This window comes from Streptomyces sp. NPDC037401 (assembly GCF_055602345.1).
Window position 1 is genome coordinate 67,648 of record NZ_JBVJWO010000004.1, and the last position, 25,894, is coordinate 93,541.

The 25,894-nt window shown below is 73.0% G+C and carries 24 protein-coding genes and 3 pseudogenes; 17 read left to right on the forward strand and 10 right to left on the reverse strand.

Going from position 1 to position 25,894, the window contains the following annotated elements:
• Window positions 1-65 precede the first annotated feature (65 nt).
• From ACZ7H1_RS04525 to ACZ7H1_RS04540, 4 genes and pseudogenes are all read left to right on the forward strand, one after another.
• Window positions 66-245 (forward strand): annotated as a pseudogene (locus tag ACZ7H1_RS04525) (sugar ABC transporter permease); the annotation flags it as partial.
• On the forward strand, window positions 235-987 hold the full coding sequence (locus ACZ7H1_RS04530) for a carbohydrate ABC transporter permease (RefSeq protein WP_470783689.1): 753 nt from the start codon (window positions 235-237) through the stop codon (window positions 985-987). The pseudogene ACZ7H1_RS04525 and the gene ACZ7H1_RS04530, both read left to right, overlap by 11 nt.
• Window positions 953-1,696, forward strand: a pseudogene (locus ACZ7H1_RS04535) (glycoside hydrolase family 1 protein); the annotation flags it as partial. The gene ACZ7H1_RS04530 and the pseudogene ACZ7H1_RS04535, both read left to right, overlap by 35 nt.
• A 187-nt stretch (window positions 1,697-1,883) precedes the next feature.
• A complete protein-coding gene (locus ACZ7H1_RS04540) occupies window positions 1,884-2,801 on the forward strand; it encodes an NADP-dependent oxidoreductase (RefSeq protein WP_470784010.1) in 918 nt (305 codons plus the stop codon).
• Window positions 2,802-2,879: 78 nt separating this feature from the next.
• Here ACZ7H1_RS04540 and ACZ7H1_RS04545 read toward each other — a convergent pair.
• Window positions 2,880-4,213, reverse strand: a pseudogene (locus tag ACZ7H1_RS04545) (hypothetical protein).
• An 84-nt stretch (window positions 4,214-4,297) separates the two neighbouring features.
• On the opposite strand from ACZ7H1_RS04545, the gene ACZ7H1_RS04550 reads away from it, so the two are divergent.
• From ACZ7H1_RS04550 to ACZ7H1_RS04570, 5 genes are all read left to right on the forward strand, one after another.
• Window positions 4,298-5,872: an LPXTG cell wall anchor domain-containing protein gene (locus ACZ7H1_RS04550; RefSeq protein ID WP_470783691.1), complete on the forward strand. Its 1,575-nt coding sequence runs from the start codon at window positions 4,298-4,300 to the stop codon at window positions 5,870-5,872.
• 217 nt (window positions 5,873-6,089) lie between these two features.
• Window positions 6,090-6,533, forward strand: coding sequence for a hypothetical protein (locus ACZ7H1_RS04555; RefSeq protein ID WP_470783692.1), 444 nt, complete (start codon window positions 6,090-6,092; stop codon window positions 6,531-6,533).
• Window positions 6,530-7,312, forward strand: coding sequence for a transcriptional regulator (locus ACZ7H1_RS04560; protein ID WP_470783693.1), 783 nt, complete (start codon window positions 6,530-6,532; stop codon window positions 7,310-7,312). The genes ACZ7H1_RS04555 and ACZ7H1_RS04560 overlap by 4 nt, the downstream gene beginning before the upstream one ends.
• 118 nt (window positions 7,313-7,430) lie before the next feature.
• Window positions 7,431-7,820 carry a roadblock/LC7 domain-containing protein gene (locus tag ACZ7H1_RS04565; protein ID WP_470783694.1) on the forward strand — a complete coding sequence of 130 codons (390 nt, stop codon included), beginning with the start codon at window positions 7,431-7,433 and terminating at the stop codon, window positions 7,818-7,820.
• 85 nt (window positions 7,821-7,905) lie between these two features.
• Window positions 7,906-8,280, forward strand: a complete 375-nt coding sequence (locus tag ACZ7H1_RS04570) for a hypothetical protein (protein WP_470783696.1) — start codon at window positions 7,906-7,908, stop codon at window positions 8,278-8,280.
• A gap of 73 nt (window positions 8,281-8,353) precedes the next feature.
• Here the strand turns inward: ACZ7H1_RS04570 and ACZ7H1_RS04575 are convergent, their stop codons facing one another.
• Window positions 8,354-10,024: a sigma-70 family RNA polymerase sigma factor gene (locus ACZ7H1_RS04575; RefSeq protein ID WP_470783697.1), complete on the reverse strand. Its 1,671-nt coding sequence runs from the start codon at window positions 10,022-10,024 to the stop codon at window positions 8,354-8,356.
• A 235-nt stretch (window positions 10,025-10,259) separates the two neighbouring features.
• Between ACZ7H1_RS04575 and ACZ7H1_RS04580 the strand changes: the two genes are divergently transcribed.
• Together ACZ7H1_RS04580 and ACZ7H1_RS04585 are read left to right on the forward strand one after the other, a co-directional pair.
• Window positions 10,260-10,499 (forward strand): DUF6158 family protein, encoded by a 240-nt coding sequence (locus tag ACZ7H1_RS04580; protein WP_470783699.1) that lies wholly within the window; start codon window positions 10,260-10,262, stop codon window positions 10,497-10,499.
• Window positions 10,500-10,619: 120 nt separating this feature from the next.
• Window positions 10,620-11,171: a DUF6434 domain-containing protein gene (locus ACZ7H1_RS04585; RefSeq protein ID WP_470783700.1), complete on the forward strand. Its 552-nt coding sequence runs from the start codon at window positions 10,620-10,622 to the stop codon at window positions 11,169-11,171.
• On the opposite strand, the gene ACZ7H1_RS04590 is transcribed toward ACZ7H1_RS04585, so the two are convergent.
• Together ACZ7H1_RS04590 and ACZ7H1_RS04595 are read right to left on the reverse strand one after the other, a co-directional pair.
• Complete coding sequence (locus ACZ7H1_RS04590; protein ID WP_470783702.1) at window positions 11,168-11,584, reverse strand: hypothetical protein; 417 nt, start codon at window positions 11,582-11,584, stop codon at window positions 11,168-11,170. The genes ACZ7H1_RS04585 and ACZ7H1_RS04590 overlap by 4 nt on opposite strands.
• 91 nt (window positions 11,585-11,675) lie before the next feature.
• Complete coding sequence (locus ACZ7H1_RS04595) at window positions 11,676-13,481, reverse strand: S8 family peptidase (protein WP_470783703.1); 1,806 nt, start codon at window positions 13,479-13,481, stop codon at window positions 11,676-11,678.
• 335 nt (window positions 13,482-13,816) lie between these two features.
• Between ACZ7H1_RS04595 and ACZ7H1_RS04600 the strand changes: the two genes are divergently transcribed.
• Window positions 13,817-14,452, forward strand: coding sequence for a hypothetical protein (locus ACZ7H1_RS04600; RefSeq protein WP_470783705.1), 636 nt, complete (start codon window positions 13,817-13,819; stop codon window positions 14,450-14,452).
• 42 nt (window positions 14,453-14,494) lie between these two features.
• Here the strand turns inward: ACZ7H1_RS04600 and ACZ7H1_RS04605 are convergent, their stop codons facing one another.
• The 4 genes from ACZ7H1_RS04605 to ACZ7H1_RS04620 form a co-directional block, all read right to left on the reverse strand.
• Window positions 14,495-15,070: a hypothetical protein gene (locus ACZ7H1_RS04605; protein WP_470783706.1), complete on the reverse strand. Its 576-nt coding sequence runs from the start codon at window positions 15,068-15,070 to the stop codon at window positions 14,495-14,497.
• Window positions 15,067-16,236: an MAB_1171c family putative transporter gene (locus ACZ7H1_RS04610; RefSeq protein ID WP_470783707.1), complete on the reverse strand. Its 1,170-nt coding sequence runs from the start codon at window positions 16,234-16,236 to the stop codon at window positions 15,067-15,069. The genes ACZ7H1_RS04605 and ACZ7H1_RS04610 overlap by 4 nt, the downstream gene beginning before the upstream one ends.
• A gap of 10 nt (window positions 16,237-16,246) precedes the next feature.
• Window positions 16,247-16,936: a hypothetical protein gene (locus tag ACZ7H1_RS04615; RefSeq protein ID WP_470783708.1), complete on the reverse strand. Its 690-nt coding sequence runs from the start codon at window positions 16,934-16,936 to the stop codon at window positions 16,247-16,249.
• A 138-nt stretch (window positions 16,937-17,074) separates the two neighbouring features.
• Complete coding sequence (locus tag ACZ7H1_RS04620; protein ID WP_470783709.1) at window positions 17,075-17,587, reverse strand: helix-turn-helix domain-containing protein; 513 nt, start codon at window positions 17,585-17,587, stop codon at window positions 17,075-17,077.
• A gap of 327 nt (window positions 17,588-17,914) precedes the next feature.
• Here ACZ7H1_RS04620 and ACZ7H1_RS04625 point away from each other — a divergent pair, with 327 nt between their 5' ends.
• Both ACZ7H1_RS04625 and ACZ7H1_RS04630 read left to right on the forward strand, forming a co-directional pair.
• Window positions 17,915-18,898 (forward strand): threo-3-hydroxy-L-aspartate ammonia-lyase, encoded by a 984-nt coding sequence (locus tag ACZ7H1_RS04625; RefSeq protein WP_470783710.1) that lies wholly within the window; start codon window positions 17,915-17,917, stop codon window positions 18,896-18,898.
• 85 nt (window positions 18,899-18,983) lie between these two features.
• Window positions 18,984-20,381 (forward strand): cytochrome P450, encoded by a 1,398-nt coding sequence (locus ACZ7H1_RS04630; protein ID WP_470783711.1) that lies wholly within the window; start codon window positions 18,984-18,986, stop codon window positions 20,379-20,381.
• Window positions 20,382-20,404: 23 nt separating this feature from the next.
• Here ACZ7H1_RS04630 and ACZ7H1_RS04635 read toward each other — a convergent pair whose 3' ends face one another.
• A complete protein-coding gene (locus ACZ7H1_RS04635) occupies window positions 20,405-20,929 on the reverse strand; it encodes a hypothetical protein (protein WP_470783712.1) in 525 nt (174 codons plus the stop codon).
• Between the two features lie 135 nt (window positions 20,930-21,064).
• Here ACZ7H1_RS04635 and ACZ7H1_RS04640 point away from each other — a divergent pair, with 135 nt between their 5' ends.
• The 3 genes from ACZ7H1_RS04640 (at window position 21,065) to ACZ7H1_RS04650 (ending at window position 24,427) form a co-directional block, all read left to right on the forward strand.
• Complete coding sequence (locus ACZ7H1_RS04640) at window positions 21,065-22,891, forward strand: trypsin-like serine peptidase (protein WP_470783713.1); 1,827 nt, start codon at window positions 21,065-21,067, stop codon at window positions 22,889-22,891.
• A 118-nt stretch (window positions 22,892-23,009) separates the two neighbouring features.
• Window positions 23,010-23,897, forward strand: a complete 888-nt coding sequence (locus ACZ7H1_RS04645; protein ID WP_470783714.1) for an ATP-dependent DNA ligase — start codon at window positions 23,010-23,012, stop codon at window positions 23,895-23,897.
• Window positions 23,898-23,908: 11 nt separating this feature from the next.
• On the forward strand, window positions 23,909-24,427 hold the full coding sequence (locus ACZ7H1_RS04650) for a DinB family protein (RefSeq protein ID WP_470783715.1): 519 nt from the start codon (window positions 23,909-23,911) through the stop codon (window positions 24,425-24,427).
• A 63-nt stretch (window positions 24,428-24,490) separates the two neighbouring features.
• Here ACZ7H1_RS04650 and ACZ7H1_RS04655 read toward each other — a convergent pair whose 3' ends face one another.
• The gene (locus tag ACZ7H1_RS04655; protein WP_470783716.1) at window positions 24,491-25,873 is read right to left on the reverse strand and encodes a cation:dicarboxylate symporter family transporter; all 1,383 of its coding nucleotides are present in this window, start codon (window positions 25,871-25,873) and stop codon (window positions 24,491-24,493) included.
• Window positions 25,874-25,894: the final 21 nt, after the last annotated feature.

Consider the following 25,894-nt stretch of genomic DNA (forward strand, 5'->3'; position numbering starts at 1 on the left):
GTGGTCGGGCTTGGACAACTACCGGCTCGCCGTGGACGTCCGCGCGCCCGTGGGCAGGGCGCTGCAGGTCCGCACCCGAGGCGGCCGACCTGATCTCGGTCCACATCTACCAGTCGTCCTTCGTGACCGGGAACTTCGGCGCGGGATCCGCGATGTCCGTACTTCTGCTCCTCTTCCTCCTGTCCGTCACCTCCCCGTACCTCTTCCTCACCACGCGGAGCAGGAGGCGCACCGATGCCGCGTAGCCGCTCACCGCTCGACCCGCCCGCTTCTTTCCGGTGGATCCGGGCGGTGTTCCTCGTCCTGCTGCCCGTGTACGTCATGGTCACGAGCTCGCTCAAACCCCTCAAGGACGTCTCGGGGGCCTTCCGCCGGGTGGCGGGCGCGGCGACGGTCTGCTCCGTGGTCATCGCCGTCTTCGCGGCCTACGCCGTCAGCCGCCACCGGTTCCGCGACCGGCGCCTGTTCACGGTGACCGTGCTGTCCACGCAGATGTTCCCCGGCATCCTCTTCCTGCTGCCGCTCTTCCTGATCTTCGTGAACATCGGCAACGCGACCGGCGTGGCCCTCTACGGCTCCCGCGGCGCCCTGATCCTCACCTATCTGACGTTCTCCCTGCCCTTCTCGATCTGGATGCTCATCGGGTACTTCGACTCCGTCCCGCGGGACCTCGACGCGGCCGCCACCGTGGACGGCTGCGGGCCGCTCGGCGCGCTGTTCCGGGTGGTCGTGCCGGCCGCGGTGCCGGGCATCGTGGCCGTGTACGCGTTCATGACCGCCTGGGGCGAGGTGCCGTTCGCCTCCGTGATGACGAACGACACCACCCGCACCCTGGCCGTCGGGCTGCAGGGCTACTCCACCCGGACCGACGTGCACTGGAACCAGATCATGGCCGCCTCGCTCGTGGTCAGCGTGCCCGTGGTCGCCGGATTCCTGCTGCTGCAGCGCTACCTCGTACGCCGCCCTGGTCGCCGAGCGCCTCGGTGACCGGGTCGTGCAGTGGACCACTCTCAACGAACCCCTGTGCTCGGCCTGGATCGGACACCTCGAGGGCCTGATGGCCCCCGGCCTGACGGACCTCACGGCCGCGGTCCGGGCCTCCTGCCACCTGCTCCTCGGCCACGGCCTCGCCACGCAGGCCGTGCGCGCGGCCGCCCCCGCCGCCCGGATCGGCATCGTCAACAACCTCTCCACGGTCGTGCCCGCCACCGGGGACGAGGCCGACCGCGCCGCCGCCGTACGGATGGACGGCCACGTCAACGGCTGGTGGCTCGACCCCGTCCACGGCCGCGGATTCCCCGCCGACATGCGCCAGGTTTACGGCGTGGAGCTCCCCGGGCGCGCCGGGGACCTCGCCACCATCGCCACGCCGCTGGACTGGCTCGGCCTCAACTACTACTTCCCGCAGGTCGTCACCGACGACCCCGGCGGCCCCGCCCCGCGCGCCCGCCAGATCCGCCGCCCCGGGGTCCCGCGCACCGGCATGGACTGGGAGGTCGACGCCGACGGCATCGAAACCCTGCTGATGCGCCTCACCGGCGAGTACGGCGGCCGCCGCCTCTACGTCAGCGAGAACGGCTCGCCGTACCCCGACACCGCCGGGCCCGGCGGGACGGTGGAGGACCCGGAGCGCACCGCCTATCTGGAGTCCCACCTGACGGCCTGTGCACGCGCCGCCCGCCGCCACGCGGACATCGTCGCCGCCCACCGCGCCCTCTGACCGCAGCCGCCCCGCCCCGGACCCCGTACTCCCACGGACCTTCCATACCGGCCGCCGCGCGCCCGCCACGCCTCTCGGGGACACGGCGGCCGGTGTGGTGGGATGAGCCGCGTGTGACAGCGCGACCCTTTCACGGAAGGCCGGAGACATGTCCGAGGACACCATGCGGGCGATGGCGTACACGTCGTACGGGGGGACGGAGGTGCTCGCCGAGACGCGTCTGCCGCTCCCCAAGCTCGCTCCGGGCGAAGTCCTCGTCCGGGTCCGGCGCGCCGCCGTGAACCCGGTGGACTGGAAGATCATGGGCGGTCACCTCGACGGACTGATGGACGTCATGTTCCCGGTCGTACCGGGCTGGGACGTGGCCGGGACCGTCGAGAGGCTCGGCATCGACGTGCCCGAGTTCAAGGTCGGCGACGAGGTCATCGCCTACGCCCGCAAGGACTACGTCCACGGCGGGACGTTCGCCGAGTACGTCTCCGTGCCGGTGCGCGCCCTCGCGCCCAAGCCCCCCTCCCTCAGCTGGGACGAGGCCGCGGGCCTGCCCCTGGCGGGGCTCACCGCGTACCAGCTGCTCACCCGGCTGGGCGCGGGCGAGGACGACACCGTCCTGGTGCACGGCGCGGCCGGCGGTGTCGGCTCCCTCGGTGTGCAGATCGCCCGTTCCCTCGGCGCCCGGGTGATCGGCACCGCCTCCCCGCGCAACCACGACCGCGTGCGCGAGCTGGGTGCCGAGCCCGTCCAGTACGGCGAGGGCCTGGTGGACCGGGTCCGCGAAATGGCTCCCGTGGGCGTCAGCGTCGTCGCCGACTTCGTCGGCGGGGTCCTCGACGTCACGACGGCCGTCCTCGGCAAGGGCGGCCGGCACGCCTCGATCGCCGACCCCACCGTCCTCGGCGCCGGCGGGCAGTGGATGTGGGTACGGCCGGTCGGCAGCGACCTGGCGCGGCTGGGCCGGCTGGCCGGCAGCGGCCAGCTGAAGGTCCCGGTCGCGGCGACGTTCCCGCTGGCGGAGCTGGCCGAGGCCTTCGACCTCAGCCAGACGGGCCACACCGCGGGCAAGATCGTCATCGAGCTCTGAGGCGGACGGACCCCGCCGCACCCGGGGGACCGGATGCGGCGGGGCAGGGAGCCGGCCCGTCGTGCCGCGGGCCGGGCATCAGGGGAAGCCGACCACCGTCGACGGCGCGGTCGAGGTCCCCGAGGTGGGGGCGCCCGTCGTGTTGATGACGTGCCCGTACTGGCCGTTGCCGCCGAGCGAGACCACGAGCAGGTCGTGGAAGCGCACGCCCGGCTTCACCGGGGCCTGGAACCCGTGGTCCTGGCGGATCGTCGGGTCGACGTTGTAGTAGCAGTGGCTGCCCATGCCCCAGCCCTCGTGGGTGTTCACCGAATCGGCCACCTTGTAGGCGGCGTAGCCCTTGAAGGGCCCGTTCTGGATGGCTGCCTGGTTCGGGGCGTCGTACGCCTTCTCGTTCTGGAAGAAGATCGTCCGGCCGCGCTCGCCGTTCCACTCCACGTCGTACTTGTTGAAGTGCTCGACGAACAGACCGGTGCCCAGCACGTCGTCGCCGTTGACCCGGAAGCCGTAGTCGGAGCGGTTGGTCTCCCAGCCGACGCCGTCGCCGTGGTCGGCCCGCCAGATCCAGGTGTGGTCGACGATCGTGTCGTCGCTGTTGACCACCATGCCGAGGGTGGCCTTCCCGGCGCCCGCGCCGCCGACGCGGACGAACACGTCCTGCACGGTGGTCGGGTTCGCGGAGTGGTCGGCCGACGCGCCCTGGACGCCCGAGAACACCTGGTCCCACACGCCGTTGGAGAACCCGCCGATGGAGCTGTCGCGGGTGTACCACTGCTGCTGGGGGTAGTTGCCGATCTGGCCGTCGATCCGGCTGTCGGCGATGTAGCCGCCCGAGGCCCAGCCGTAGCCCGCCGGGGACAGGTTCAGCCCGCCCTTGACGTGCATCCGGCGGAACGGCGCCGCCTGCGAGACGGCCCAGCGGTTGGTGCCGCTGACCGGGTTGAGGGCCAGGTTCTCGGCCGAACGCCAGAAGTTCTGCGTGGCGTTGCCGCCGAACCAGCCCGCGTCGACCGTCACGTCGCCGTTGAACGTCGTGTCGTCGGGGCTGAGGCCGAGTCCTGCTATCGAGGTGTAGAAGCCGATCTGCGCATTGATGTTGTGTACGTTCCGGGCTTGAAGAAGAGCTGGTAGCGGCCGGAGCCGAACTGCGCCGACTCCTGGCGCCGGAAGATCTCGTCGAGCCTGGCCTGGATCCCCGGCGTGGACGGGTCGAAGACCAGGACGTTGGGGCCGAGGTCACCGCCGCCCGGGATCACGGGACCGCCGTCCGTGGTGCCGTACACCTCGAACTCCCGGAGCGAGTAGCCCCAGCCCGTCGCGCGCTGGGTGCCGTACATCCGGACGTACCGGGCCGGGCCCGTGATTCCCGGCGCTTGACTCGGATCCGCGACAGGCGGCCGGCCGCCGTACAACCTCGGACGCCCCTCGTGTGTCTTGTACGGACAGGGGGAAACACCCCGGGGCGGCCAGGCCGTCCAGCCGGCGAGGGAGACTGCATGAAAGCGAGTTGGCGCCACCGGGGACCGGTGGCCGTGCTGGCGGCGGCCGCACTCCTCGGACTCGGGGCAACCGCCCCCGTCCGAGCGGCCGAGGACAAGCCCGAACTCGTCCAGTACGCCGCGCAGGACTTCTACTTCGCGACTCCCGACGGCGGTGCCGACGGAGGCAACCGCTACGAGACGATCCTCAGCTCCAAGGGCTCCGACAGCCAGGGCAACGAACTCGAGGCGAAGGACGTCGTCGCCGTCTTCGACGCCTCAGCGCTCAAGGGCCGCTTCACGCTCTCCCGGACCGGCTACGGCTGCACCCGCGCCGACCACGTCTTCACCTGCGAGCTCGGCGACTTCTACCAGCGGACCGAACTCGTGCCCTTCGCGCTCACCTCCGTCCGGGGCGTCCCGGTCGGCGAGGCCGGCACCATCGAGGCCAGGATCACCAGCTCCAACGCCGGCACCCTGACCCAGGACACCACCGTGTACGTCGGCAAGCCGCAGCCGGCCCTCGGGGCCCACCCGGCCTACACCATCCCCGCTTCCGAGCGCGGCAAGGCGCCCGCCCTCACCCCGGCCTTCGGCAACAAGGGCCAGGCCGCCGCGCCCCGCGGCGTGCTGCTGCGCATCGGGATCACCGGCGCGGCCTTCGAGAAGGCGGCCCACTCCAACTGCTTCTACCCGCGCGATCTCACCTACGCCTACTGCGAGTTCCCGGTGGAGGGGGGACTGCAGCCCGGCACCGGCTACCGTACGGACGTGCCCCTGACCGCCCGCACCCCGTACTGCTGCCAGATGAAGGGCGCGTACGAATACTCCGTCCACTCCCTGGGCGCCGTACCGGAGTACCTGTCCGACTACCGGCGGCTGACGAAGGGCACCGGGCCCGCGCTCGGCCTCACGCCCGTCGCCCCCGGCACGCTCACCGGCGACGGCCGGCTCGCGTTCGTCTCCGAGGACTACGACGACGGCGCCGACTGGAGCATCGCGGGCATCACCGTGCGCGGCAGGGTCGGCGAGGTCGTCGAAACCGAGGTCCCCCGCCCCGCCTGGACCCCCGAGGGGCCCGGCCCGCAGCAGATCAGGGTCGAACTCCCCGAGGGCACCGAGCTGGAGCTGCCCGGACACGGCAAGGAGCGCCCCGGCGTCGGGTACTGCGCCTTCGGTGACGACGAGAAGATCTACTGCGGGGTCCGCGGCGTGAACGTCCTGCGGCTGCGGATCCTCGAGAAGGTCCCGGGAGCCGAGGGCAGCCTCTCGGTCGGGACCCCGCCCAACGGCGACCCGGACCCGGCCGACAACACCGCGCCCGTCGCGCTGGAGATCACCGGTGGTTCCACCGGCAGTCCGAGCACCGGGCCGACCCCCTCCCCGAGCGCCACGCCGACCGCCTCCCCGAGCACGACCCCGGCCCCGGGTGCGACCCCCACGCCCACCGCGTCCCCGGCGCCCGGCGGTAACCTCCCGAACACCGGTTCCGACGCGGCCCTGCCCGTTGCCGCGGCAGCGGTGTCCGCGGTCGCGCTCGGGCTCCTCGCCGTGTTCGCCGCCCGGCGCCGCCGCGCCTCCGGCACCCGGTAGGCCGGGGTCGGAGCCTGGTCCCGATCGGTCGTCGCCGGTCATGAACGGTCATTGCCCGCGGCCGGAAGATCTTCTTCCGGCCGCGGGCGGCTGTTTTTCGGCATGTTCCGATGGAATGTGCCAGAACTCGCTTACCCCCAGCCGTTGTTGAGTAGCGTGCTGTGTCGCTGCCCGTACGCGAACGAATACTCGACGGTCGGCAGGGAGGGGAGCCCGCGTGCCCGGGATCGATGAATGCCTGTCCGAGGCCATGGCGGTGCCCGGTGCCCGTGGTGCTGCTCTCGTGGACTGGAGCAGCGGTCTGGCGCTGGGAACGGCAGGGGAGTCGCCGGTCGGCGACCACGAGACGACCGCCGCCGAAACGGCCGAACTGGCCCGCGCGGCAGCGGAGTACGAGTCCTTCGCGCCCGACCCGGAACCCGGCCCGGCCGCGCCCGGCGGCCCGCCCGGCACGGCTGCGGGACCGGGCGGACCGGATGAAGGACCGCCCCTCGAAGACGTCATCGTCACCACCCGGACCGGCTACCACATCCTGCGGTTCGTCGAGACCAGCTTCGACAGCAGCGTCTTCCTCCACCTCTGGCTCGACCGCGCCTCGGGCAACCTCGCCCTCGCCCGGATCAGACTGCGCGACCTCGCCGCAGAGCTGGTGCTCGGATGAACGCCCAGGTCGCGGTGCACGCCGCCGCCGTCTCCCCCATGCTCCTGCGGCTCGCCGACGAGCGCGCCACCGGAGCCCTGCTGCGCGACCACGGCACCCTCTTCCTGGAGGACGGCCGGGTCGTCCACGCCGAGAGCCCCGCCACCCCCGGGCTCGACGTCCTGCTCACCGCGGGCGGCCGGCTGCCGCTCTCCGGCTGGCAGGAAGCCGTCGACCGGGCGGGGGCCCGCAGACAGGTCGGCCGGTTCCTCGTCGAATCCGGCCGGGTCGGCGGCGGCGAACTGGAAATCTGCCACCTCGGGGCGGTCTTCGACGCGGCCTTCTTCGCCCTGGCCCCCGGAAGCGGCCCCACCCGGTTCCGCCGCGGCGCCACCCACTGGATCGGCTCCCTGCGCTCCGTCTCCGCCGCCGCCGTCGAGCGCGAGACCGTACGCCGCCGGGAGCTGCTCGACAGCGTCTGGCCGTACCCCGTCCTGGACACCGCCCCCGTGGTGGCCCGGCCCGCCGCACCCGGGCAGACCGTCACCCCGCGCCAGCGCGCGCTGCTGTGCAAGGCCGACGGGGTGCGCACCCCGGCGGCGCTCGCCTGGGAACTGGGCCGGTCCGCCTTCCACACCCTGCTGGAGGTACGGCGGCTGGCAGCGACCGGGCTGGTCGAGACGCCGCGCGACCCCCGCCCCGTACCACCGTCCGCCCTGCCCGGCTGGGTCACGCAGGTCGCCTCCCCGGACATCGCCCTGCTCCGTCGGCTCCGTGACGCCTTGGAGGCATCCCTGTGACTGTGCTCTTCCCCCGTTCCGCCGGCCAGGCCCCGTGTACGACGTCATGAGGCTCCCGATGCGCCAGCAGCGCACCGTGAGGCCGGCGAGCCGGAGTCACCACGAAAGGAGACAGCTGATGACGGCAGAGCCCGAAGTGCTCGGTGAGCTCAGAAGGTTAAGAGCCCGGCTGCCGCAGCTGACCGGCGCGCTCGCCGCGAGCGTCGACGGCCTCGTGCTCGCCCGCGAGGCGGCCGCCGACGAGGCCGACAGCGTCGCCGCCCTCACGGCCTCCGCGCTCGGTGTCGCCCAGCGGCTGACCGACCTCACGGGCCAGGGCGCCTTCCGCGAACTCCTGGTGCGCGGGGAGAGCGGCTACGTCGCCACCTACGCCGCCGGGCACTCGGCCGTACTGACCCTGCTCGCCGAGCCCCGCATCAACGTGGGCCGCCTGCACCTCGAGGCCCGCCGCTCCAGCGCCCGCATAGGCGAACTCGTGGACGAGGCCCTCGCCCGCCGCGACATCTGACCCGATCCGCTCGGCGGGCCGGCCCCGGTCCGCCGCCTCGGGGATATCCCCGATATCCCCCAGACAAGAAGGAAGTGCTCCACACATGGCGAACACCGAAACCGCCCTCAAGGAAGCCATGACCTCCATCGACGGTGCCATCGGCGCCGCCCTGGTCGACTACACCAGCGGCATGGCCCTCGGCATGGTCGGCGGAGGCAAGGACCTGGACCTGAACCTTGCCGCGGCGGGCAACACCGACGTGGTCAGGGCCAAGGTCCGCACCATGGAGATGCTCAAGCTCAAGGACGAGATCGAGGACGTCCTGATCACACTCGGCAACCAGTACCACCTCATCCGGCTCCTCAAGGGCCGGGGCACCAACGGGCTCTTCCTCTACCTCGCGCTGGACAAGGGGCGCGCGAACCTCGCCATGGCCCGGCACCAGCTCAAGGCCATCGAATCCGAACTGGAGATCTGATCCCGGCGGGCCGCCGGGCGGCGCGGGGCCGAGGCTCGTCCCCCGCCCCCGGCCCCCGGCCGTGCCGGTCCCGTCAGCGGGCGCCGAAGACCTGCGTCCACCAGGGGCCGCCCGAACCCGTGTGGATGCCGACCCCGATCTCCTTGAACGAGCAGTTGAGGATGTTCGCCCGGTGTCCCGAGCTGTTCATCCACGAATCCATGACCTGCGCCGCGGTCCGCTGGCCCATCGCGATGTTCTCGCCGTACGTGGACCAGCGGTAGCCGGCCGCCGTCACCCGCTCGCCGGGACCGGCGCCGTCCGGGTTGGTGTGGTCGAAGTAGTCCCGGGCGGCCATGTCGTCCGAGTGCCCCTGAGCCGCCGCGCGCAGCTTGCTGTTCTCCGTCAGAGGACCGCAGCCGGCCTGTGCCCGCTCCTGGTTGACCAGTGAGATCACCTGGCCGGCCGTCCCGGAACCGCCACCGCTGCCGCCGCCGCCCGGGCGGGGCGTCGTGGGCTTCGGGCGCGGGCTGGACGGCGTGGCCTTCGGCGTGGGCTTGCGGGTCGTGGGCGACGGGCTCGGTGACCGGGTCGCGCTGCGGGACGGAGAGGGGGAGGCCTTCGGGGAGGCGCTCCGGGAGGGCGACGGCGTCGGCGTCGGCGAGGGCGGGACCGTGAGGACGGCCGCGGGCGTCGCGGGGACCGACAGCGGCCGCGCGGTGTCCGCCTCCTTCTCGTCCGGCCCGCCGAACAAGTAGAACGCCCCTCCGGACACCGCCACCACGGCGACGGTGCCCGCGGTGACCGCCCGGCGGCGCCCGTGCTGCCGCTGCAGCTTCCGGCGGGCCGTCCGTCCGCCGGCCGCCCCGGCCGCGGAAACGGCTTCGGACCCGCCCGCGGCGCCCGGCGCGCCCGCAGCGCCCGGTCCGCCGGTCATCGTGTAGCCGGCGCCCGCCATCCCCATGAGCACGCTCTCGCGCGTCGCCGCCACCAGCGCGGCGGTCGGCGCCAGCAGCGCCAGCCCCGCCAGCAGCCCCTCGGCGGGGAAGAGCCCGCTCCACAGACCCGAGCAGCGGAAGCAGTCCCGGGCGTGCCGGGCTATTCGCTTGCGCCACAGCGCGCTGGGCCGGCCGTCCCAGGCGCCGAGCCCCGAGTGCAGCTCCGGGCACGCGGGATTGGCCTGGAGCGCCCGTACGACCACCCGGGCCGACTCCAGCTGGGCCTTCATCCGCTGCACCCGCACCGCCGTGTGCTGCGGGGACAGCTCCAGCGCGGCGGCCACCTCCGGCCGGGTCAGTTCCCCGGCGCACTCCAGCCACCACAGGGAGAGCAGGGCGCGGTCGTCGGGCTCCAGCCATCGGGTGGCCTCGGCGGTCTCGAGCCGCTGTCCGGACAGGTTCAGCCGTACGACGGTCAGGTCCACGAAGTCCGCGCCCGGGTCGGCGTACTGCTGGGCCTCGTCGAGACTGCTGATCCCCGTCGAGCCCTGGCGGGCCTGCCGGTCCTCCCAGTGGGCCCGGACACGGTTCATCGCGATGGCGACCAGCCAGGACCGGAAGCTCTCGGGAGTGCGCAGACCGCCCAGGCCGTGCAGGGCCCGGAGCATGGTGTCCTGCACCACGTCGTCGGTGTCACAGTGGCCGTTCAGCGCCCTGCCGACGACGTTGTAGACGAGCGGCAGATACGCGGAGACGAGCTCGTCCTGAGCCCGCTGATCGCCGGCCTGTGCGGCCACCACCAGTGCCGTGCCCTGCTGTGTACCCATGTTCCGATCAACCCTGCCTGTCCCGGACGACGATGTTTGCCCAACACCTGGGAGACCCCAGTGCGCCCGCCCGATAACAGAAATACTCAGATCCGTTCATCCGATGGATCCGGCGCTTCCCGTTCCGGACCTCGCACACGCTAGCGGGCGAGAGGGTCCGGTCCGGATGGCCGGGAGGGTTCCGGAAGGCGAGACTGGTCACAGGCGAGACCGGATTCCGGGAGGAGTCACCCATATGCCCGCCCACTACGAAGGCGTACCGCCGGCGGAGCTCGCGGAGGACCGGCTGCTCAAGGAGCTGGAGGCGATCCACCGCACGCGCCACGAAACGCTGCTGCACGGCTCGGACGAGGCACTGGCGACGCACAGCCGGCGGATGGCGGCGCTGGAGGAGGAGTACCTGAACAGGCACCCCCGGCGTGCGCCGTCCGCAGGCCGGACACGCGAGGGCGCGCGCGCCCGCCAGGGGCCCTGACCTGCGCTGACGCCACAGGGCTCCCGCGCGTACGGGCGCGCTGCGGCGCGGCTAGGATCGCGCGATGACCGTATGCCTCTGCCCGGAGCGCTGCACAGAGCCGTCCCCGGACGGGCTCTCGTGAGGCCCGCCGACCCGTCGCGGCCCGAGCCGACGCCCGACCTGACCGGTGCGGAGCTGCTCCGCTGGTACTGGACGCTCGCCGAGCTGACGGCGCTCGCCCGCAGGCTCGGGATACCCGCCGGGGGCGGCAAGGCCGCCCTGACCGCACGCCTCGCAGCGGCCCTGGACGGACTGCCGCTGCCGCCCGCCCCGGCCCGGCGCACGGCGGGGGCGGCTCAGCTGGCCGCTCCGGTGGACGGGGACTCGGTGATCCCGGAGGGGCAGCGGTGCAGCCAGGTGCTGCGTGCCTGGTTCCAGCAGGAGCTGGGACCGGCGTTCCACTTCGACGCCTTCATGCGCGCGTACGTCGCCGAGAACGCGGGCCGTACCCTGGCCGAGGCCGCGCAGCACTGGCGGGACACCCGGTCGGAGGCGGCCCGCCCCCAGGAGATCGGCGCGCAGTTCGAGCTGAACCGCTTCCTGCGCGACTGGCACGCCGCCCACCCCGCGGGTTCCCGCACGGAGGCCCTCGCGTCCTGGCAGGCCCACCGGTCCCGGCCCCGCGACTAGCCGGCCGGCGGCGGAGCCGGCGCTTCCGGGACCGCCTCGAGGACCAGCGGGACGTCGTGCGGCATCACCGCGATCTGGACGGGCCCCTCGGAGCAGACGCAGTCCACGATGCGGGAGGCGGGGTTGATCGACATGCCCTCGCGGGTCGTCGGGGCGCGCAGGGCCGTGCGGTGCAGGTCCGCGGGGAGGTGGACCGGTGTCCGGCGGCCCGGGGACGGGGCCCAGACGACCGTGGGGCCGGCGGTGAGCAGGCGGCCGGGGCGCCACCGCCGGGCGCGGGCGGGGAAGCGGAGCATGCAGGGGACGCCCACGGGCTCGCCGGCCGCGGGGGCTTCCCGGCGCCGGCGGGCTGTGCGGCGCAGCAGCCATCCGGTCACGGACGCGGCGGCGACGAGGGCGAGGATTTCGATCATCCGGACATTGAAACACCGCCCCCGGGACCCGACCGGTCACGTCGGGCCCCAGGGGCGGTGGTGTGGGGGGTGGGACTGGGGGCGCGGAACCCTAGAAGGTCAGGTTCCAGGCGTCGATCTTGCCCGTGTCCTGCGAGGCGACGTCCTGGACCCGCAGCTTCCACGTGCCGTTGGCGACCTCGGAGGAGGCGTTCACGGTGTACGTCTTGGCCACGTTGTCCGTGCTGTCGCTGTTGGAGAAGTCCTCCAGCAGGTACACGGTGCCGTCCGGCGCGACGAGCGAGATGACGAGGTCACCGCGGTAGGTGTGCTTGACGTCCACGCCCACCTTGAGGGTGGCCGGCGCGTTGCCGGTGACACCGGTCACGGAGATCGGGCTCTCGACCGTGGAGTTGTCCGCGACGGTCACGTCCGCGAGCGTCTCGAAGTACTTGCCGGGAGGCGGGGTGCTGCCGACGGCCTTGAGGGCGTCGGTCTGGCCCTCGCCGAAGAAGCCGTTCTTGGCCGTGGTGCCCTTGCAGCGGCTGTCGGACGGGCAGGCGGTGTCGTTGGCCTGCACGCCGAGGCGGTCGCGGATGTCGGCCGGGGTGAATGACGGGTTCACGCTGGCGATCAGCGCGGCCACGCCCGCGACGTGCGGCGACGCCATCGAGGTGCCGTTCATGTTGCCGTACTTGCCACCCGGCAGGGTGGAGTAGACGCCGGACGCGCCGTCGCCGCCCGGAGCGGCGATGTCGATGACGCCGTTGCCGAAGTTGGAGTACGACGCCTTGACGTTGCCGTTGCCCATCGAGGCCACGGTGACGACGCCCGGCAGCTCGGTCGGGATGTCGAGGCACGCGTTGGTGATGGTGCGGGTGACCGGGGTGGAGTCGTTCGGGGACTCGCTGTCGGTCGTCTTGTTCGCCAGGTCGTAGTTGCTGTTGCCGGCGGCCGCGACCTGGAGCGAGCCCTTGCTCTCGGCGTACTCCTGGGCGCGCTTGACGCCCTCGATGATGGCGGCCTGGTCCACGTTGTCCGGGCAGTTGAACTGCCACGGGTCCGTGTAGTAGCTGTTGTTGGTCACCTTGAAGCCGTGGTCACCGGCCCACATGAACCCGCAGACGGTGTTCTCGGCGAAGAAGAGGCTGCTGCCCGGCTCGGCGATGCGGACCGAGGAGATCTTCACGCCCGGCGCGACGCCGATGACGCCCTTGCCGTTCTTGGCGGCGGCGACCGTACCGGCCACGTGCGTGCCGTGGGTGCCGACGTCGCGCCACGCGCCGGCGCGGGTGTCCGCCTTGCCGTAGGCGCAGGACGCCGAGTCGGCCGCGTTGAAGTTCGGGGCGATGTCCTGGTGCTTGTCGTCCACGCCGGTGTCGAGGATGCCGACCTTCACCGCGGAGGAGCCGGTGGTCACGGCCCAGGCCTGGTCGGCCTTGATCTGGGTCATGTCCCAGCGGTTCGACTCGGTGAGCGTGGTCGTCGCCTGCGACGGGTTCGCCGGCAGGGCCGGGTTGTAGGCGTCGGCCGGGACGTCGGAGGTACGGGTGGCGCCGACCTGCTGCACTCCGCTGACCCCGCGCAGGGTGGCGGCGAAGGTGGAGGACGTCGAGTGCGCGACGATCACGCCGATGGCGTCGTAGTGGGCGTAGACCGAGCCGCCGTTGTTCGTCACGGCGGTGCGCACGGCCGTGGTGTCACCGGGGGCGGTGATGACCAGGTAGGCGCGGGTGCCGGCGGCCCAGGCGGCCGACGCCGCGGCCGGGGCGGGGGCGGCCGTACGGGCTTGCGAGGCCGAGGGAGCGAGCGGGGCGGTGTCCGCGAACGCCGCCGGGGTCGCGAAGGCGAGCGCGGCGCCCAGGGCGGTGGCCGCCGCGGCAGAGGTTCGAAGCCGACTGAATATGTGGGGTATCAATGCGTCCTCCGAAAACCCGGCGCTGCGGGCAGCACCGGGCCGTGTGAATAAAGGGGTGAACGCAAGATGTCAGACGGGCGCCGCGCAAGGGAAGCAGGGAAAACCCTTGCAGTGCAGGTCACTTGGGCGGAATGAGGTGTTCCGTATGCCGGGTGACAGCGCGCCGCCCGGCCGGTCCGGCGAACTCCGTCCGCTTATCGGACAGGGTCTGCGGCGGACAAGTTCCGTGACCGGCAACGGCACGATCCCGGCTCGGTGACAAACGACATCCGGCCGTTCTCCGCCCGCTTTGCGCCACGCTACGGTGGCGCGGACTTCCCACGGAGGAGACGGACATGGTTCACAGACGGCCCCTGGCCGCACTGGCGCTCTGCTGCGCTCTGGCGCTGACCGCGTGCAACAACGGCGAGGACGGCGCCCGCGGTCCCGCGGGCTCCGGCACGGGCAAGGGCGGCGCCGCCACGACCGCGCCGGCGGACCCCGCCCCGGCCGCGCCGGGGGCCGAGGCCTCCGCGAAGCCGTCGGCCAAGCCCGCGGCCAAGCCGTCCGTCAAGGCCCCCGTGAAGCCCGCGCCCGGGCTCCCCGAGCCCCCCGGCGGCGCGGACCCGGAACCGGACCCCGGTTGCGACCACAAGATGCCCATCTCGCCGGACGAGATCGCCGTCTACCGCTACACCCCCGAGGGCGGGTCCCTGAGCCTCGTCGTCAAGCACGGGAACTGGGGCTGTGGCACCCCCGACTCGGACGGTGCCCCCTTCGAGCCCGTCGGCGCCGAGACGTCCCTCCCGATGGACCAGGCGGCCCACGTCACCGTCACGACCCCGATCGTGGAGAGCACCGAGAACCAGAAGATCGGCGTGCAGGAGTTCCTGGACTGGCTGGACGCCCACCCGGACTCCGGTCTGGTCTTCCGCTACCACCGGGGGGCCGACGGGGCGATCGACACCCTGCACCAGGTGTTCACCCCCTGATCCGGCTCGGCGCCGAGACCCGGCGCGGCGCCCCGGTCCGGCTCAGGTCAGGCCGGTGAACACGAAGCCTGCGATCGCCCCGCCGAGCAGCGCTCCCGCGCACACCTGGCCCGGGGTGTGGTCCCGCAGCACCACCCGCGACCAGCCCACCAGCACCAGCAGGGGGAGGCAGAGCAGGGCCCAGGGGCCGAAGGCCACGGCCGCGACGGTGATCGCGCCGGCCGGGACCGCCGTATGGAAGGAGATCTTCCATACGGTGGTGATCCCCAGGAACACCACCAGCGAGACCAGCATCGCGGCGATCAGCGCCACGAGCTCGAACGGCCCGTCCAGCAGGACGATCAGCGTGATCCCCGCGGCCACCGAGGCCGCGATGCCGGGGAGGACGAGCAACCGGTCCTGGCGCCTGCGGACGTGACGGTCCCCCCACCACCCCCTGCGGCGGCCCCAGCCGATCCACAGCACCGGCAGCACCGCGCAGGAGATCCCCGCGAGCAGGCCCCAGGCGACCCCGGCCAGACGGTCGGCGTGCCAGCCGATCAGCAGGGTCACCACGAGCAGCCAGTTCTTCGGTTCCAGGCCGTCGGTGACCCACCGGGCCGCGCGCAGACGCGTCATACCGCAGCCGCCCGGTCCGGACCGGCCGCGAAGGCCTCCGCCGCGGGGGAGTGGTAGGCGGCCGTGAGCTGCCGCAGCCGTACCACCTCCGCCTCGAAGTCGAGTCCGTCCGAGACCCGGGGCGCCGGGCCCTCCGCCGGAGCGGGTGCGGCGCCGCGGGAGCGGGCCTCGGCGGCCGCCCGCAGCCACAGCGCCTCGGCCGTGGTCTCCAGCGCCTCGCCGGTCAGACCCGTCGCCTGCGCTGCTGAGCGGGCGCGTTCGCGCGTCGCCGCGTCCGCGTACGGGGCGAGCACCAGGGCGGCGTCCCGGATCTCGATCGCCACCCGGTGCAGCCGGATGCGCGGACCGCGCCGGACCCGCGTGCCCAGCACGATGTCCGGGACCACTGCCGTCAGGGAGACCCACAGCGGCCGGATCTCCTTGAGCGTGCGCCAGTCGCGCACGGACTGCACCAGCGCGCCCAGCGGCGCCAGCGAGTTGCCGACGATGATCAGGAAGATGGCGGCGTACTCGATCGCGTCGGCGACGTACTGCACCCGGGCCTCGGCCAGCGGGAACGGAAGGTCGAGCAGGCGCGCCGAGAGGTGGCCGGCGCGGAAGAGGCTGTAGACCGTACCGATGGCGAGGCCCGCCCCGAGCAGGTACAGCCCGGTGCGCAAGAAGCTGCGCCCGGACTTGCGGCCGTAGCCCAGGCAGAGCCAGGAGCCGAACGCCGTCGCCAGGGCCAGGTAGGCCACGAAGGTCAGGCAGTAACCGGTCGCGGCGGCCGAGTCCGCGTGGTCCTCGTAGAAGTTGTCCACCCGCACGGGCCGCGGGACCCGGAAGAAGAGGGCGGCCATCAGGGCCGAAGTCACGATGCTGCCCGCGGCGTTCAACGGGCGGGACCGGCGCAGCAGTTCGGGCCGCGCCATGGCGATGACCAGGTCCAGGACCGCCGCGCAGGCGCCGATGCCGATGACGTTCTTGATGAGCACGCAGAGGTCGTTGACCCCGGTGGAGGTGTCGATGGCGAGCGCGATCGGCGGGATCGCCACGGTGGTGGCGACGGCGAGGCCGGTGAACGCGAGCCAGGTGGCGCGCTGTTGGGGACGGCGTATCGCTGCCGGGAGCCGCCAGAAGGTGACGATCCACAGCAGGACGGCTATGACGAGTTTGAAGGTGTTCATATGAAGGTGTTCATTCGTTCCGAACCGGGTGGCCGAAGGTGTCGTTGAGGCGGTTGAGTACGTCTGCGGCGGCGTCGGAGGTGGCCTCGATCTCGCTGCGCCTGCTGGCCCGTTCCAGGATCAGGGTGGCGACCGTCTCGGCCTCCTGCTCCTCGCGGCTGGAGTACTTGGTGCGCCCGAGCAGGTGCACGATCCGGTCGGCGGACAGCCCCAGGGCATCGTCCGAGGGGCGGGCCGCCGCGGTCGCCGCACGGATCCGCGCGGACTCGGCCCGTACGATCGCGGCGATCGGCAGGTCGGGCCGGTCGGCGCGCTCGATGGCCCCGTCGGCGCGGGCCAGCAGCCGGCCGAAGTGGGCGGCGGCCGTGTCCAGTTCCTGCTGCGTGGCGTCCTCGGCGAGGTCGAGCTCCGGGGCCACGTGCCCGAGCAGCATGTGGGCGATCTCGTGCAGGACGATGTGGACGCGCAGGATGTCGGGGGCGGTTGCGTCGTAGAAGACGAGGTCGGCGGTGTCGAGGCCGAGCCAGACCCCGCACGGCAGGTCCTCGCTGCCGGGGCCGTCGAGGGGGAGGAGGACGAGGGGCCGGCCGCGCTGCCCGGCGATCAGGTCGCAGAACGCGCCGAGGTCGAACGGCTGCGGAATCTCCAGGCCGTTCGCGAGGGCGGCGCACGTCCTGCGCCGACGTCCCCACCGCCACATTCCCGCTCTGCCCCGTCCGTCCGGCGAGCGGCGGGGGCTGTCCTCCGCCGCGCAGGCCGAGGGTCGTCAGCGCTGCGACCACACCCTAGTGCCCGTGGAGCCGCAGGCAGAGGGCGAGGTGGCGCACGGACCGAAATGTCACTCGGCGCGGCCGCCGCGGCGCCGCCGGCGCGCTTCGACCTCGGGGAGTCCCTCCGCCTGCCGGAAGCCCTCGACGATGCCCTTGATGCCGCGCAGCGAACGGGCCGAGAGGCCGCTGAGGCGGAACGCGACCGCCCGCACCTCCTGGTCTTCCAGCGCCTTGGCGAGCTCGTCGCCCGCCGTGGCCCGCTCGACGCTCTCCTTGATCTCGCGGATCCGCTGGTCCACGGCCTCGGTGACGGCGTCGTCGAGGAAGTAGCCCGGCGGGACGCCGAAGAACGAGGCCAGTGCCCGCAGGGAGTCGACGCTCGGGTTGGTGACCTTGCCGGTCCTGATGGACTGGATGGTCCCGTGCGACACCGTGGGGTCGCCCTCCCCGGCTCGCCGGCGGATCAGGTCCGCGATCTCCTGGTAGGTGTACGGGCCGCGGTTCTCGGGGTGCAGCGTGTCGATGAGGTGGCCCAGTTTGCGGGCGATGTCGGGCCGGCTGCCGGGGGGTCGCTCACTCATCGCGGGGGGCCCTCCTCCGTGCACCGGTCCTGCCCGGCGGATTCGCCGTGCCGCGAGCAATCTACTCGACTAGACGGAAACGGTCGCAACCGGGGGTGGGGCGTCTTGCGGGCTTGACAACGGTCGAGGGTCCTGGCGTAGGTTCTGGATGTTCCATCTAGTTGACTAGATGGCCCGGCAGGGCGGCCGGTATGACCGGCGGCCGTGCACGTGATGTGTCTCGGCGCCCACGGGGGTGGCGCCCAGACACATCACTTCCTTCTCCGGGTGATCACCCTGATAAGTTCCCCCTTCTTGGTTCGCTCCCTACCGAGAGGGTCGTGTGCGATGACCGCGATGACGGGGCTCCCCGCCTACGAGGACGTGCTGTCGGCAGCCGAGCGGATCGAGGGGGTCGCCCACCGCACCCCGGTGCTGAGATCCCGGCTGGTCGACGAACAGCTCGGCCTCCAGGTGGTGTTCAAGTGCGAGAACCTCCAGCGCATGGGAGCCTTCAAGTTCCGCGGCGCCTACAACGCGCTGAGCCGGTTCTCACCCCGCCAGCGCGAGGCCGGCGTCGTCGCCTACTCCTCGGGGAACCACGCCCAGGCGGTCTCCCTGTCCGCGCAGCTGCTCGGCATCCCCGCCACCATCGTGATGCCGCACGACGCACCCGCCGCCAAGGTGGCCGCCACCCGCGGGTACGGCGGACGGGTCGTCACGTACGACCGCTTCACCCAGGACCGCGAGGCCATCGGCCGCTCGCTCGCCGAGGAGCAGGGCCTCACGCTCATCCCGCCGTACGACCATCCGCACATCATCGCCGGACAGGGCACGGCCGCCAAGGAGCTCTTCGAGGAAGCCGGTCCGCTCGACGCGCTCTTCGTGCCGCTCGGCGGTGGGGGGCTGCTCTCCGGCACCGCCCTGTCCGCCCGCGAACTGGCCCCCGGCTGCCGCCTGTACGGGGTGGAGCCCGAGGCGGGCGACGACGCCCGGCGGTCCCTCCGCGAAGGCCGCATCGTGCACATCGACACCCCCAAGACCATCGCCGACGGCGCCCAGACCCAGCACCTGGGCGAACTGACCTTCGCGATCCTGCGCCGCGAGGCACCGGAGGCGGTCACGGCCACCGACGACGAACTCGTCGACTGCATGCGGATGTTCGCCACCTACATGAAGCTGATCGTCGAACCCACCGGCTGCCTGGGCCTGGCCGCACTGCGCGCCCGCGCCGGTGAACTGCGCGAACAGGGCGTCCGGCGCGTGGGGGTCCTCGTCAGCGGCGGCAACATCGACCTGACCCGCTTCGCCGACCTGGTCGCGGGCCGCTGAGAGCCCGCACCCACGGCAGGCGGTGCGGCCACCGCGCCGCCCCATCGGTCTGGTGTCCGCACGGCCGCGGTGGGACCATGCCGCGGTGACCGCCACTCTGGAGCCCCACACCGTCACCGGACCGCGCGGCTGGCCGCTGCTCGGCAACCTGCCCTCCTTCGCCCGCGACCCGCTCGGCTTCTTCGAGCAGCTCCGCGACCGGCACGGCGACTGGGTCCCCTGGTCCCTCGGCCCCCGGCGCAACATCCTGGTCTCCCGGCCCGAGCACGTCGCCGAGCTCCTCGCCGGGGTGGAGAGCACGTTCCAGCCGACGGAACTCGGCTGGGCCTTCCGCCAACTGCTCGGCGACGGCGTGGTGGTGGCCACCGGCGCCGACTGGCGGCGCAAACGCGCCCTCGTCCAGCCGGCCGTCCGGCCCCGCCAGGTCAAGGCGTACGCCGCCACCATGGTCGAGTGCGCGGACGCCGCGGCCGCCGGCTGGCAGGACGGGGACCGGATCGACCTCCACAAGGCGATGGCGGCACTCACCCAGCGGATAGCCGTCCGCACCCTGTTCGGCAGCGACGCCTCGGGCCGCGAGGAGGTCATCGGCCGGGCCATGGCCGTCGCCCAGCGCGAACTGGGCGCGGAGTTCCGGGGGGTCACGCTCTTCCTGCCGCCCTGGCTGAGCACCCCCGGCCGGCGCCGCATGCGCAGCGCGGTCGCCTGCCTCGACGACGAGATCCAGCGGGTCGTCACCGAACACCGCGCCGCCGCGGCAGCGGGGGAGGAGCGCGAGGACCTGCTCAGCCGCCTCCTCGCCGCCCGCGACGAACACGGCGAACCGCTCTCCGAGAAGGAACTGCGCGACGAGTCGGTCACCTTGTACGTCGGCGGACACGAGACCACGTCCACGACCCTCACCTGGACCTGGCAGCTGCTCTCCCGCAACCCCGCGGCCCGGCTGCGCCTGGAGGAGGAGCTCGACGGGGTCCTCGGCGGCAGGCTCCCCTCCTTCGAGGACTACGCCCGGCTCCCGTGGACCCGGCAGGTCGTCAAGGAGGCGCTGCGGCTCTACCCGCCGATCTGGCTGATCAGCGCGGTCGCCCGGAAGGGCGCGGCCCTCGGCGGTCGCCCGGTGCCCGCCGGCACCACCGTCTGGTGCAGCCAGTGGTCGGTGCACCGCGACCGGCGCTGGTTCGAGGACCCGGATGCCTTCCGCCCCGAGCGCTGGTCCGCCGAACCGCCGGTGGGCGCCATGGAAGAGGCCTGGTTCCCGTTCGGCGGCGGCCCGCGGGCCTGCCTGGGCGCGCGCTTCGCCCTCGTGGAGTCCGTACTGCTGCTCGCCGTGCTCGCCGGACGCTTCCGGCTGGAGACCGCGGCGGGCGGCATCCCCCGCCCCTTCACCGGCCTCACGCTCCAGCCGTCCGCTCCCGTCCTCGCGACCGTCCGCGGGCGGACCGCGCCCCTCCGGGCACCACGGGTCCCGCCGGGCCCGGCCTGACGGCGCGTACGTGTGGCGGGCGGTCAGTGGCGGGCGCTGCGGCGGCGCAGGGCGATGTACGTGAGGCCGCCCGCCGCCGCCAGGGCTGCCGCCGCACCGACGCCGAGGGCGAGCAGCCCGCCGCCGGACGTGTCCTCGGACGCCGTGGTCCGCGCGCAGGCGTCCGGCTCCCCGGCCCGGTCGGCGACCACCGTCAGCCGGCCCTCGACGGGCTTGCCGTCGAACTCGACCGGCTCCCGGAACGTGACGGGATACGTGCCCGGCCCGGTGTCGCAGCGCACCCGGGCCTTCGCCCGCCAGCTCACCCTCCCGGCCGGCTTCAGCCGGACCTCGCCCTCGAAGGCGGGCGAGGTCACGGCGACCTCCCCGTCCTCGTCGGCGTGGTTCATCAGCTCGGGGTTGAGCGTGCTGAGGGTCACCCGGTCGCCGCGCCGGACCGACCCCGGCGACACGTCGAGTCCGCCCGTCCCGGCGCTCGCCGGGGCGGCCGTGAGCAGGAGCAGTGCCGGCAGGGCCAGGCCCACGCAGCTGCGGCGTATGCGTGACATAGGGTGGGATCCTCTGGCTCGAACGGAGAGCACCGACCTCGCCCTCCACGTGCCGTGATCTTATCCGGGGGGATAGGCGAAACGTCGGCCCGGCCGACCGCTCGCATGCGTCCTTTCCATGGCAGAAAGGCCGTTGTGGGTACCTCTCGACGGGCGCGAGCCCTTGCAGCGGTGGCCGGTGCCGCCCTGATCACCGCCGCCGCTGCGCCGACCGCCCAGGCGGGACCCGTCACCCAGGCGGGACCCGTCACCCGGGACGGAGCCGCTGCCCAGGCCGGAGCCCGCGGAGCCGCCGGAGCGCCCGCCGCACAGGACTGGACCAGCGAGGCCGCCGCCCGGTTCTGGACCGCCGACCGCATGGCCACGGCCACCCCGCCCACCGGGGCCCCCGCCCCGCCGACCCTCCCGGCCCGGTCGGCGTACGCCCCCGTCACCTCGACCCGCTACACCGGGTCGCCCACGGTCGGCGTCCTCTACTACGTCGACAGCGCCCTCGCCACGCACAGCTGCACGGCAAGCGTGGTGCAGAGCCCGCAGGGCAACCTGATCGCCACCGCCGCGCACTGCTCCCTCGGCACCAAGACCGCCTTCGTCCCCCAGTACCGCACCGGGGTGGCCCCGGCCGCCCAGCCCCACGGCATCTGGGCCGTGGACCGGGCCTTCCGCGACAGCCGGCACACCCGCATCGGCCCCGGCTCCGACCTGGACTTCGCCTTCGCCACCGTGCGGCCCAACCCGGCCGGCAAGCAGATCCAGCAGGTCACGGGAGGCAACAAGCTCACCCGGACGCCCGGCTACGCCGTCCCGGTCACCGTCGTCGGCTACCCCAACAGCCGCAGCGCCCCGGCCGACCAGGCCATCAAGTGCCGCACCACGACCACCCGCCTGACCGGCTACAAGCAGCTCCGCTTCGCCTGCGGCGGCTACTACGGCGGCACCTCCGGCAGCCCGTTCCTCCTGAACTACGACGAGAAGAAGCGGACCGGCGAACTGGTCGGCAACCTCGGCGGCTGGAACGGCGGCGGGCTGGAGAACAACGACCACGCCATCTCCTTCAGCCCGCTCTACGACTCCGCGGTCTTCGAGCTCTACGACGACGCCGTAGCGGGCCGCACCCCCGCCCGAAAGCCCCCGCTGCCGGACGTCATGGGCGGCGGCGAAACCTGGGTGCACACCCGCCACATGGTCTCCGGAGAATACTCGGGAGACGGCAGGGCCGACCTGCTCGTCGTGTGGAGCGACGGCGAGATCACGCTCTACACGGGCGACGGACGCGGCGGCTACACCGGCGAGGTGCGGCTCGCCGCCCCGAACACCACCTGGTCCAAGGCCGTCGCCGTCACCGGCGGCGAGTTCACCGGCGGCGGTACGACCGACCTGGTCGTGCGCTGGCCGGACGGCAGGGTCACCCTGCACGCGAACCCGGGCACCGTGAACAAGCTCGGCCGCCAGACCGTCCTGCAGGGCGCCGGCAGCACCTGGAAGCACGCCGTCCAGATCGCCGCGGGCCGCTGGACCGCCAACCAGCGGCCCGACGACCTCGTGGTGCGCTGGTCCGACGGAGAGGTCAGCCTCTACAGCGACGTCAGCGCCACCGTGAAGCTCCGCAGGGAGACCAGGCTCCAGGCCCCCAACGCCGTGTGGAAGCACGCCGCCCAGATCGTCGGCGGCAACTTCACCGGCAGTGCGACCGGCAGCTGGGACCTCGTCGTGCGCTGGGCCGACGGCCGGCAGACCGTCAGCCCCGACCTCGGCCCCGGGGGCATCCGTCCCAGCGTCACCCTCCGGCCGCCGTCCGCGTGGAACAAGACCGCGCAGCTCGCCGCCGCAGGCAGCCACACCGCGGGCGGCCGCCCCGACGACCTGCTCGTCCGCTGGGCCGACGGCCGGCTCTCCTCCTACCAGGACACCACCACCCGGCTCGGCACCGAACGCCTCCTCGTCCCGCCGAAGGTCAAGTGAGCGCTGCCGGGCGCGTCCGTCCCGGGTTCCGGCCGTCCTGGGAGCGGTGCGACGGCCGGCCTGGGCCCGGTGGCGTAGTGGACGCGCGCGACCCGGCATCCGTCTGCAGGCTGGTCCCGTGGAATTCCCCGTAGCCGCCGCCACCGCCGAGGACGCCGACGCCCTGCCACAGGGCCCGGACTGGTGGTTCGAGCCGGTGTTCGACGGGCAGCGCGCGGTGCTGCACCGCGACCCGTCCGGGGCCCGGCTGCACACCCGTACCGGACGCGAGATCACCGCCGCCTGGGCGGACCTCGCCCACGCCGGCCGGCGGCTGCGCGCGGGCACGGTGCTCGACGGCGCGGCCGTGATCTGGCGCGACGGCGCGATCGACCCGTCCGCCGCCTGGCGGCGCACCGCCGCAGGACCGGCCGGCGGTGCCCGGCTCGCCCGTGAACTGCCCGCTTCCTACGCCGCGTTCGACCTCCTCGCGCACCCCGCGCACGGCGATGTCCGCACCCTGCCGTACCACGAGCGCAGGCTGCTGCTCCTGGAGGTGCTCGAGCTGATGGGGCCGCCCCTGCAGCCCGTTCCCGCCGCGGACGACCCCGGAATCGCCGAGGTCTGGTACGACTCCCTGCGCGACCAGGGCGTCGAGGCGGTCGTCGCCAAACACGCGGCGTCCCGCTACGGCGCACCGGGCAGCTGGATCCGGCGGCGGCACGCCGAACGCACCGAGCTGCCCGTCCTCGGCTACACCGGAGCGGCCGCCGTGCCCAAGCGCCTGGTCGTACGGCTCCCCGACGGCCGCCTCCGGGCCGCCCGGCCGCTCACCCCCGCCCAGGCCGCGCAGGCCACCGCCTTCCTGACCGCCGCCGGACCCGGCCGCCGGGCCCGCACCGGCGACGGCGAGCCGTACGCCACCTGCGCCGCAGGCATGACGGTGCTGGCCGTGACCGGCCCCGCCCGGCACGCCGTGGTGACCGTGGTGGAAATCCGGGTGCCCGGCGGCGAGGGCGCCGTGTAGCGTCCCCGGCCATGACCTCTGCGCCCCCTCCCCGCCTCCGCCCTCCCTACGAGGCGGACGAGCGAACCCAGTTGACCGGCTGGCTCGGCATGCAGCGCGCCGTCGTCCGCTGGAAGTGCGAAGGACTCTCCGAGGAGGACGCCCACCGGGCCGTCCTGCCGCACTCGCCCCTCATGACGACGGCCGGACTGGTCGCCCACCTGCGCTGGGTCGAGCACCTGTGGTTCGAGGTGATCCTGCTGGGCCGGGAGGCGAGCGGCCCCGGCTTCGACGGCCCAGAGGACTCCGAGATGATGGTCGAGGGCATACCGCTCGCGCAGCTCCTCGAGGAGTACGAGCAGCAGTGCGCGGTCACGGACGGGATCATCGCGGGCCGCCCGCTCGACGAGACGGGCCGCCACCCGGACTTCGAGTCGTCCGCGGCCAGCCTGCGGTGGATCCTCTTCCACCTGGTCGAGGAAACCGCCCGCCACGCCGGCCACCTGGACGCGATCCGCGAGATCATCGACGGGGAGCGCGGCTACTACTGACCGGGCGGCCCGCCCCCCCCCCGCAGAGGGGGCGGGCCGCCGGGGCCTTCCGCGGCCGACCCGTCAGGCCATGGCCTGGTCCTTGCCCACCGGGCGCGGCTCCGGCAGCAGCGGCTCGTCGTCGTATACCTCCGGTCCGCCCTCCTCCACCAGCGTCGTCTCGTCGAACGGCAGCCGTCCGGCGAGCACCTCGGCGGCCCGCTCCCTGTCGAACTCCCTGGTCCACGTGCCGACCAGCACGGTCGCGACCGCATTGCCCGCGAAGTTGGTCAGCGCCCGCGCCTCGCTCATGAAGCGGTCGATGCCCACGATCAGGCCGACCCCGTCGACCAGCTCCGGCCGGTGCGACTGGAGCCCGCCCGCCAGCGTCGCCAGCCCCGCGCCCGTCACGCCCGCCGCGCCCTTCGACGCCACGATCATGAAGAGCAGCAGCGAGACCTGCTCGCCGATCGACAGCGGGTCACCCATCGCCTCCGCCACGAACAGCGACGCCATGGTCAGGTAGATCGCCGTACCGTCCAGGTTGAACGAGTACCCCGTCGGCACCGTGATCCCGGTGACCGGCTTCGAGACGCCCAGGTGCTCCATCTTGGCGATCAGCCGCGGCAGCGCCGACTCGGACGAGGAGGTCGACAGGATCAGCAGGAACTCCCGCCCCAGGTACTTCAGCAGGGCGAAGACGCTGATGCCCGTACACACCCGCAGCAGGGTCCCCAGCACCACGAAGACGAAGAGCACGCAGGCCGTGTAGAAGCCGATCATGATGACGGCCAGCGACTTGAGGGCATCGATGCCGGTCGCGCCGACCACGGCCGCGATGGCCCCGAAGGCGCCCACCGGCGCCGCCCACATGATCATGCCGAGCACCCGGAAGACCAGCTTCTGCACATGGCCGATGCCGCGCAGCACCGGCTCGCCGGCCCGGCCCATCGCCTGGAGCGCGAACCCGCACAGCAGGGCCACCAGCAGGGTCTGGAGGACCTCGCCCTCCGTGAACGCCGACACCAGCGTCGTCGGAATGATCCCCAGCAGGAAGTCCGCCGTCGATTCCGCGCCGCCGGTCTTCGCCTGCGCCTCGCCCGCGCTGCGCACGGCCTCCGTGAGGTGCAGGCCGCTGCCCGGCTCCAGGAGGTTGCCCACCAGCAGGCCGATCCCCAGGGCGGCCGTCGACATCACCAGGAAATAGCCGAGGGCCAGCCCGCCGACCGCGCCCACCTTCGCCGCCTTGCGGACCGACCCGACGCCCAGCACGATCGTGCAGAAGATGATCGGCGAGATCATCATCTTGATGAGGTCGACGAAGCCCGTGCCGATCGGCTTGAGCTCGACGGCCACGCCGGGCGCGGCGAAGCCGGTGATGATGCCGAGCACCACCGCGGCGATCACCGCGAGGTAGAGGTAGTGCGTTCTGTCCCGGCCGGCGCTGCGCTCACGTGGTGCGGACACGGTGGCTCCCTGAGATGGATC